Raw genomic sequence first — 8,400 nt, 5'->3', positions numbered from 1 at the left:
GCAGAGTCTTTCTCCGATCAGCCGACCACGCGTGCGGCCGAAACAACGGCCTGATGCAGAGCTTTCGCCGTGTTGCCCACACTGCCGCTATCACGCACAACAGCGAGGAATGCCTCCTCCAGCGCGGCCATCGCATCGAGCCGACCTTCGCTTACCGGGATGCCTTCGTCAGTCAGCCAGGCCCGATACCCCTGCACAACTCGCGCGATCGTGTCGAAGCGATCGCGGATGCTCAAAGAACCCAAATACAATCCGATCAGCACGCAGTGTGTCGATGCCGCCGCGCGGCCGCCGCCCGCGGCGATCAGTGCTCGGCCCAATGCACGCACGGCCGCGTCGAACGTGGCGCCGGAGGGCGGCGGCGCTGCTGGCATCACGAGCATGCGGTTCAAGGTCAGCGCCCGCCCAGAGATATCGTCCGGCTCTGCGGACTCGACCAACTGAGTTGCCGTGGGCTCGATCCGCACCGAGCGGAGGTCGATCTCCGGGTAGTGCGGCAGGACGGCATCGATGGCCGCGACGAATTCGGTGACGGAGGCGGGGTCGAGATGCGGTGTGTCGAAGCCGGTTACGGTCAGGCCGTGTCTGTCGGCCAGCTCGCGTCCCAGCCGCAAAAGGTCCGAACTCGGGCCGGTTTTTGCCTGTTTCTTGGTCTGTTTCTTCTCCGCCTGATGAGGTCGAGTAGGGGTTGGTTGCCGTGGCTGCTCGCTCGCTGGCTGCGATGGCGTCGATTGTGGCGCATTGACTTTGGACTGGGACGACCATGGCGTGCTGGACAGCGATGCCGGACCTGATCCCTGATCGACCGGTCGCCGGGGAGATGTCACGCTCGACTTTCCATCCACAGCACGGGCGACTTTCTGGTCCGGTGTGGTCGACGGCGTCTTGCCGGGTCCGCCGGGGCGACCACCATCCGGCGCACTCACGGGCGACCGAGGTAGGTTCTTGTCGTTGGATGCACCAGTGTTCGCCGATGGCCCGGGGCCGTCTCCAGTATTTCGGGAGGGCGTGTGTGCTGGCCCCGCCTTGTCACCGGTCTGCGTTGACGGGGTGCCGGGGCCCCCTGGTCCCGAGGGACCGACGGGCGATTCAGGTCCGGTTTGCGGTGCCACTCGCACGGGCGATTCGACGCGGGCAGACAATTGGACTCGGGCGGGCGATGCGCCAGCAGAAGCCGACCCCGGCGGCACCGACAGCGATGACTGTGGTGCTGCCGGAGTCAGCTCACCGCCGGACGTGCCTCCCACATCGCTTGCGTTCGCAATCTTTCCGGCACCAGCGAGATCCGCTGTCTCGTACTGATCCGCCATCTGGCTCAGTTGGTCGGCAAGCTGCAGCACTGCGCGCGCTGTTTGGTCACAGACAGAGAAGCTCTGGCTGATCTGTGGCACCACGTCCTTCTCGAATTGCTTGCCCGCCGCGTCGCCACCCCACGGCTGCCCCTTCGCCGCGAACTCGCTCTGGAGCTCATCCAGTCGCTGTAACGCTGCGGTGCCGATCTGGCGGAACGCCGCCGCCCTCGCCCGCAAAGCCCGCGGATCGACGTACAGCGTCTGACTCGCCACCATCACCTCCCACGCATGAACCACGGTGAGCCCGCTCTCCACCGCAACTTCGTATGGTCGGCCCCGCGGCACGAAAAGACATCCGCACAATGGCGGAGGTTCGGCTGCGCGTTTTGCGTGGTCGATCGAGCGCGCAGCGGCGTGACGCCAGTGCCCCACGCGGGGCGGATTCAACTCGATCCTGGGTTGTCGCCTATGAGGTTCTATGCGCGGCACTGCCTGAAGGATTCGCCCGTACGTGAGACGAACAAGTTGTGCGTCAGTACTTCCCGCCAGCATTCAGATATGGCTGAACGTTTATATGAAACGGCTGCAATGATCGAGTGTGCACAAAGATCAATGATTGCAACCGCAGACATGGTGCGCCTCAGTATTGCTGATGATCCTGACGAAGTGGAAGAAGAATGCGCCCGCCGCGCGGGCAGGCAAGGCACCGCAAGGGGGTGTCGTCGAAGCGGTATCTGGCGGAAGCATTCGGCAAGCCGCCAGCGGTCGCGAAACCGGTTGTCGAACAATGATACTCGGCACGCCCGGACGTGGCACTGCGGCGATTTGGAGTTTCTGGAGCGGTGCCGCGCACGCACGGGTGAGCGGATTCCGCCGCCGTTGAGCTTCCGGACCTCTGCTGGCGACGAGGTCGATACCCGGGAGGTGTGGGCCGACGGCGACCGTCCCATGCTGGCGCGGACGTTGGGCGCGGCATTGGGCAGGCTTGCTGCCGCGGACATTCGGCCGTCCGTGCACCGGCCGCCGCGATCAGCGAAGACTGAACGCCGCAGCGGATTCGGCTGACTTCACGGACGTGGCTTACCACTTCGGTGCTGCAGGTCGGGAGTCCGTCGACTTCGGCATATCGATGTCGACGGGCTACACACATACCGAAATCGTCTGCTACAGCGAGGATGCCACGACAGCAGTCGGTACGATCGCGGTATACGACGGGTAGCTGCAGAGCATCCGTTGATGCGCAGGATATTCCGAATCAAGTAGGCCTACGGGGGTTCAGCAACCGACGTTCTCGGCGAGTATGTGCACCTGCCCGAGGACGTCATCCACGACTTCTCATCGTCGTCCCTCGACATGGTCCAGATCACGGACCTACAGCAGTATGTCGGGCGCCGCGCAGTCTCCGACGACCGCGCCAGCATGCGACCCACCGCGCTGCCGTCGGCACCACGTCAGCACCCACACTGTGTGCACGCTGCCGAGAATGACCAAGACGACGATGCTGTCGAGGTTGCTTCTCAGCGATTGGCCCAAGCCGATGCCGGTGAGCGCCCGCGAGATCAACGTCAGGTCGGCGGGAACGGTGAACATAACCGTCACGCCGACGCAGAGTGCCGTTCCTACGACCAGGACGATGCTATAGATCCGCACCGCTCGGCGTTCGTGCTGCGGCAACCCTAGGCTGGGGTCGACCGTCCTGGCAGTCGATCCGAAGATGGTGCACCACACCCGCTTTCCGGGTGTCGGGCATAGGCAGTGCCGTCACCGAACACTTGCGGCAGGCCAGAATGTCCTGCAGCACGTAGTAGATATCGATGCGCATGAAGACCATGAACTCGAACGGCAGCGACATCAACGCGATCACCATTGTCGCGGCCAGGATCTCGGGCGCAAGTCAACGGATATCGTTTTCTGATCAGGAGGCTCGAACACGCGTTGATCCGGCGGGACGTGCGGATAGCGGCGCCCGACGTGCCCCAAACGCGAAGCATCGACCTTAAACGGCCCGGCTCAGTCCATTCGGCTCTGTCCCGTAATCTGTTGACGTACCCAGCCAAGCCGGGGGCGAGTCACGGACACCGGACACTCCGCGCCAGATTCCGAGGTTTTCGCAGTTATGTTGTCACGGCGGTGGCGGATATCTCGATCAGCCATTCGGGACGGCCGAGGCTGGCGACACCGATCAGGGCACTGGGTTTGATCGGGTTGATGCCCAGCGTGGCAGCGGCGGCTCGGATGCCTTCGGCCAGCGCAGGGAACTTGGACTCATCCCAGTTGGGAACGTAGAACGTCAGGTTCACAATGTCGTCGAAGGTGGCTTGGGCCGCAGCGAGGGCGATCGCCACGTTGTCGAGCGCGCGTTCGGTTTGAGCGGTGAGGTCTCCCGGGCCGACGATATTACCGTCGGGGTCGTGGGCCGCCTGTCCGGCTACATGGATGAGTTTGGAACCTGTCGCCACGGAGACGTGGGCATAGCCGTTCGGGGTGAGCAGCCCCGGTGGGTTGATCGTGGTCACTGGCATCGAAGCCTCCCTTGGGTGTCAGGCCGTGGTCTGCAGGTCGGAGATCCAGGTGGCTCCGCGGTGGGCGAAGGCGGTGGCCACAGCAGCTATCAGGTCTGCGCTGGCGTTCTCCTTGCTGCCGGAGTTGAACGGCGGGTCGGGTGCGTATTCGATGCCGAGTTGTACGGCCTGTGCCGTCTGGATTCCGTTGAGTTCCGCGACCAGATGCAGGGCCATGTCGATACCCGCCGATACTCCACCCGCCGTGATGATCTTTCCGCTCTTCACCACACGTTCTGGAGTGGGGATCGCACCGAATCTCGGAAGAAGATCGCGGGCCGCCCAGTGTGTCGTCGCAGGCATTCCCTCCAACAACCCGGCGGCGGCAAGCAACAACGAGCCCGTGCAGACCGAGGTCACGAACCGTGCATGCTCGTGGGTGCTTCGGATCCAGGCCAGGGTCGGTTCGTGCCCGAACAACGTGTAGAAGGAGGCCAGGCTGCCAGGGACAACCACGATGTCAGGCGAAGGAACCTCCTCCAGCGTCCGTTGGGCGACGATCGCACACGGCGCCGAGTCGCTGTCCACGGTCCCGGGGCGTTCGGCGACAAAAACCGGCTCGATATCGGGCACCGCTGCGAGCACCTGGAACGGGCCGATTACATCGAGGGGGGTAAAGCCCTCATACAGCAGGAACGCAGCTTGCATCATGACTCCTTCGTGTTGGGGGCGCCGTTCACGCGGTCGCGTCGTGTGTGAGACGGAATCTGGCTCGGTAGTTGGCGGGGCCGACACCCAGGCGTCGGTGGAAGGCCCGCCGCATCGTCTCGGGCGTTCCGAAGCCACAGCGTGCAGCGACTGCATCGATGGAAGCGTCGGTGTCGAGCAAAGCCTGGCGGGCGATCTCGACACGAGCCATCTCGACATAGGCAGCTGGTGTCACACCAACCTCTTGGCGAAAGGCACGCGCGAAGTGCCGGGGACTCATGCAGGCGCGCTCGGCCAGAACCTCGACGCGCAGATCCGCGGCCACGTTGTCGGTGATCCACGCCTGCAGTTCGCGCAGTGGTCTGCGTTCGGCCCGTTGAGCAACCAGTTGGGCGCTGAACTGCGATTGACCACCAGGGCGCTGTAGGAACAACACCAACCAGCGGGCGATTTCCAACGCCACCGCACGGCCCAGATCATCCTCGACCAGTGCCAGCGTCAGATCCATCCCTGCCGTCACGCCCGCAGAGGTCCACACCCTCCCGTCACGGACGAAGATCGGATCACCTTCCACTGCGACCTGTGGGTAGCGGCATGCAAGTTCTTCACACGCTGCCCAGTGGGTGGTGGCCCGGCGCCCGTCGAGCACGCCCGCCCGCGCCAACAGCAAGGCACCATTGCAGACCGACCCCACACGACGTGACCGCCGCGCCGCCGACTGCAGCCAGGATATGAGCTCCTCATCCTGCTCTGCCGCTCTCACGCCAGGCAGTCCCCCGGCGACCAGCAACGTGTCGATCGGGCCGCTGCAGTGCGCGAGGTCGACGGTCGGCTGGATCAACAGACCGCTGGATGATGTCACCGGCTGCGAACCGCCCCCGACGATCTCTACCGTGTACGCCCCGTCCACCATCTGGCTCGCCCCATGAAAGACCTCCATCGGGCCCACCAGATCAAGCGCCTGTACGCCCGGAAAGACCAGGAAGACGACGCGACGACCCGCCCGCTGCTCGACCATGCGGCTGATTCTTCAGCAGGCATCGCGATGGCGGCAATGACATATTCCAGGCGAATCCTGCCATACACACCCTGCCCAGTAAGCCGCGGAAACGTGACTCAGCGACGGAGCCCAGCCCCGTCGTTGGTGGCCTCGGCGATCAGCGCCCGCACCCCCGCCGCCTCCAAGAGCCGTTGTGAGGTACAGCCTTTCGCGGATCCCTGTCCAAATTCGCGAAAAGTCGCGCTGATGATTTACCGCGGCGACGTGGTCGGCCATCGTCGCGCCGACCAGTTCGCGTCCGCGGTCGGTGAGGCTGATCAAGACCGATCGCCGATTGTCCGGATCCAATTCGCGGCTGACAATTCGCGTTTGACGAGACGGTCGACTCGGTTGGTCATCGCGCCCGAGGTGATCATCGCCGAGTCGGTGAGTGCACCTGCGTCATCCGATAGGGCGGACCGGACCGCCTGAGTGTGGCCAGTAGGTCGAACTCCCATAGTTGCTGGTCGTGCTCCGCCAGCGTCGTTGAGATGTATGTCATTGGGAGCGTTTCTTTTCAGCGGCTTTGATCATGCTGTGAGCTGGTGGGCTGTTGTGCTGGCCGGTCGGCTAGTCTCGTCGAGGGTGCGGGACTGACCGGCGGGACCGGCTCGTGGGCTGGTGAGGCGGCCATGAGTTCGAATGCGCCGCGCAGCGCAGACTGGGCCGCCACGATGGTCGCAAGGGTCACAAGTGATGCCTGCGGGTCGGATATCAGCAGGCTGGTGGCCAGCAACCTGTCATCGGCGGTGCGGGCCAGGTAGTGCAGGGTGATGACGCCTGGTTCGCTGCCGCCCTTGTACCAAACAGTGTGGAATCGGGAGGGGTCCAGGGAGAGCCCGGCATCGGTGCGGGACAGTGCATGCCCGATTTCGGACTGGTCGAGCCGTAGCAGGCCGGCGAAGGCGTGGCAGATATCGATCGGCGATGCGAACCATTCGATCCGGTCGATCTCGCGCGGTTCGGGCCAGATGTCCGGTAGATCCGGAAGCGGTTGCCGCTCCAGGGATTCCAGCAGCGCCCGGCGCTCGGATACTGGCAGATCTGGATACCGTTGCGCGAGAGTGGAATCGGGCGATGACTTGAATCGGAAAAACGCGCGCGTGGTGAGGAAGGGAATATTCGCCTCGGGCGCGCTGTGACCGAAGAGCCGGAGCTGGCATTCGACTGCGTCGCGGCCGAGCCGGTGGATCAGATGGTCGGTGGCGGTGTTGTCGCTGAGGCTGACCATCAGCTCGGCGTATTCGGACAGCGGCGCGGTGTATCCCTGTGGGCGGTCCTGCATGATGCCCGATGGCAGGCTCTTCAGGTCGTCGCGGATCGGCAGCGGCTCGTCCCAGCTGGCGCTGCCCTCGTCAACGGCCTGGCCGAGCGCGCCCAAAACGTAGAGTTTGAACGCCGATCCGGTGGGACGCAGTGTCTCGGGCGACAGACCGTGGACGAGCTGGCACTCGCCCCCTGGCCCGATCTCCATGGCCGCGAAACACACTCGCGGGCCGAGGGACGACAGCCGTGCGTCGCACACGTCCCAGGAATCGGGTGGCGGCGACGGAACCGTCAGGTCCAGGTCATCGACGAGCCCGGCTGGGTTCACGTGCACTGTCAGCAGCAGTTCGGTGGCGGCGCCGCGCACCAGGGCCTGGATACGCTCGGGCTGGTCGATGCGGATTTCGCTGACGGTGAGCGGGCCCAGTGCTGCCAGACCGGCGGCGAAACGCTCGGCACCACCCGAGTCCAGCAGCCGGGGAACGAGATGATCCCGGATTTCGGTGTCCGGCAGCGTTTTTCCGGACGAGGACGCGGCGATTATCCAGTACAGTTGTGCTGCTGCGTTGCTGCAAGTTGGACTGGTCATGACGTTCACCTACCGAGGCGAGACAGCAGCCGGGACATCGGAGAGCGGCCTCCGCCCGGCGCTATCCATTGGGCAATGGCGGCCACTACCGCTGGGTCGACATGGTGCGGCGCTTGATAATCCGAAGGAACTGAGGGTCCGCTGCCGGGGAAGAACATGTGGTCGTCGGCCGCGAAGACTTGGATGGTCACGCCGGGTTTTCCGTCCAGTCCCGCACGCCACCCGGCCAAGTCGTCGGCCTCGGTGACCTGATAGTCGCGACCGCCTTGCAGCGCCAGGATCGGTCGGTCCAGGGTTGCGGCGGTGCCCACCTGGTCGAACTCGCGCAGGTCCAGCCAGTAGGAGGCGGGCCAGCCGAACAGCAGTTCCGTGCTGGGGGTTTCGGGTGACAGAGTCGGATCTTCGGTCCGCGCGATCGTCTCGGCGCTGCCTGCAAGAGTCGCGGCCATATTCGTGACCGGTTCCAGATCAGCGATATAGCTGAATATGCGCGTGGCGGCGCGTGGCAGTGGGACCGTGTCCGCGGCCAGCATCACCACACCCGCGATCGAGGAATCGACCGCGGCGACGCGGACCGCGGCCTTACCGCCACCGCTGTGGCCCGCGACGAAAACCTGGGCGGGATCGACCCCGGGCTGCTGCTGCAGCAGCCGCACGGCGGCGAGCACATTCGGTAGATACTCCTTGACCATGGTGAATCCGGGCTCGTGCTCCATGTGGGTGTGCACATGGGTGACCTTGTCGAACCGCACCACAGCGACTCCGCGGCTGGCCAGGCCCCATGCGAGGTCCTTGAACGGCTTGTTCGGTCCCACAGTCACGTCCCGGTCGCTGGCGCCGGAGGAGATCAGCACCACTCCCGGCCGGTTACGGCCGCCGCGGGGCATGGCCAGCGTGCCCGGGACCGTGAGCGGTCCGCATTCCAGGGTGATCTCTTGCTCGGTGAAGCGGCGCGGCGTGGCGTAACGCGGTGGGGTCCAACCCGATTCGGCTGGCGGCGCGAGC

The 8,400-nt window shown here is 64.8% G+C and carries 8 protein-coding genes and 1 pseudogene; 1 reads left to right on the top strand and 8 read right to left on the bottom strand.

What is annotated here, in order from left to right:
* Nucleotides 1–17: 17 nt before the first annotated feature.
* From NA5_RS05540 to NA5_RS05530, 3 genes are all read right to left on the bottom strand, one after another.
* Nucleotides 18–614 (bottom strand): hypothetical protein, encoded by a 597-nt coding sequence (locus tag NA5_RS05540; protein WP_062982610.1) that lies wholly within the window; start codon nucleotides 612–614, stop codon nucleotides 18–20.
* Between the two features lie 2,049 nt (nucleotides 615–2,663).
* Nucleotides 2,664–2,891: a hypothetical protein gene (locus NA5_RS05535; protein ID WP_157110248.1), complete on the bottom strand. Its 228-nt coding sequence runs from the start codon at nucleotides 2,889–2,891 to the stop codon at nucleotides 2,664–2,666.
* A gap of 37 nt (nucleotides 2,892–2,928) precedes the next feature.
* Nucleotides 2,929–3,144, bottom strand: coding sequence for a hypothetical protein (locus NA5_RS05530; protein ID WP_169811268.1), 216 nt, complete (start codon nucleotides 3,142–3,144; stop codon nucleotides 2,929–2,931).
* A gap of 14 nt (nucleotides 3,145–3,158) precedes the next feature.
* Here NA5_RS05530 and NA5_RS40165 point away from each other — a divergent pair.
* Nucleotides 3,159–3,284, top strand: a pseudogene (locus tag NA5_RS40165) (type VII secretion protein EccB); the annotation flags it as partial.
* A gap of 122 nt (nucleotides 3,285–3,406) precedes the next feature.
* Here NA5_RS40165 and NA5_RS05525 read toward each other — a convergent pair.
* The 5 genes from NA5_RS05525 to NA5_RS41235 form a co-directional block, all read right to left on the bottom strand.
* Nucleotides 3,407–3,814: a RidA family protein gene (locus NA5_RS05525; protein WP_062982599.1), complete on the bottom strand. Its 408-nt coding sequence runs from the start codon at nucleotides 3,812–3,814 to the stop codon at nucleotides 3,407–3,409.
* Between the two features lie 18 nt (nucleotides 3,815–3,832).
* A complete protein-coding gene (locus NA5_RS05520; protein WP_062982612.1) occupies nucleotides 3,833–4,501 on the bottom strand; it encodes a DJ-1/PfpI family protein in 669 nt (222 codons plus the stop codon).
* Between the two features lie 28 nt (nucleotides 4,502–4,529).
* Nucleotides 4,530–5,519, bottom strand: coding sequence for a GlxA family transcriptional regulator (locus NA5_RS05515; RefSeq protein ID WP_062982597.1), 990 nt, complete (start codon nucleotides 5,517–5,519; stop codon nucleotides 4,530–4,532).
* Between the two features lie 538 nt (nucleotides 5,520–6,057).
* Nucleotides 6,058–7,395, bottom strand: coding sequence for a serine hydrolase (locus NA5_RS05505; RefSeq protein ID WP_157110247.1), 1,338 nt, complete (start codon nucleotides 7,393–7,395; stop codon nucleotides 6,058–6,060).
* A gap of 5 nt (nucleotides 7,396–7,400) precedes the next feature.
* Nucleotides 7,401–8,400, bottom strand: a 1,000-nt coding sequence (locus tag NA5_RS41235; protein WP_062982591.1) for an alpha/beta hydrolase family protein, incomplete at its 5' end; no start/stop codon positions are given.

Origin of the sequence: Nocardia anaemiae NBRC 100462, from assembly GCF_001612725.1 — a bacterium.
GTDB lineage: Bacteria > Actinomycetota > Actinomycetes > Mycobacteriales > Mycobacteriaceae > Nocardia > Nocardia anaemiae.
The sequence above is the reverse complement of the archived record's forward strand: the minus strand, read 5'-3'. Positions and strand labels throughout refer to the sequence as shown.

Coding starts and splice junctions, on each gene's coding strand:
- NA5_RS05530 (WP_169811268.1), bottom strand. CDS start 3,144: ATGTCGCTGCCGTTCGAGTTCATGGTCTTCATGCGCATCGATATCTAC.
- NA5_RS05525 (WP_062982599.1), bottom strand. CDS start 3,814: ATGCCAGTGACCACGATCAACCCACCGGGGCTGCTCACCCCGAACGGC.
- NA5_RS05520 (WP_062982612.1), bottom strand. CDS start 4,501: ATGCAAGCTGCGTTCCTGCTGTATGAGGGCTTTACCCCCCTCGATGTA.
- NA5_RS05515 (WP_062982597.1), bottom strand. CDS start 5,519: ATGGTCGAGCAGCGGGCGGGTCGTCGCGTCGTCTTCCTGGTCTTTCCG.
- NA5_RS05505 (WP_157110247.1), bottom strand. CDS start 7,395: ATGACCAGTCCAACTTGCAGCAACGCAGCAGCACAACTGTACTGGATA.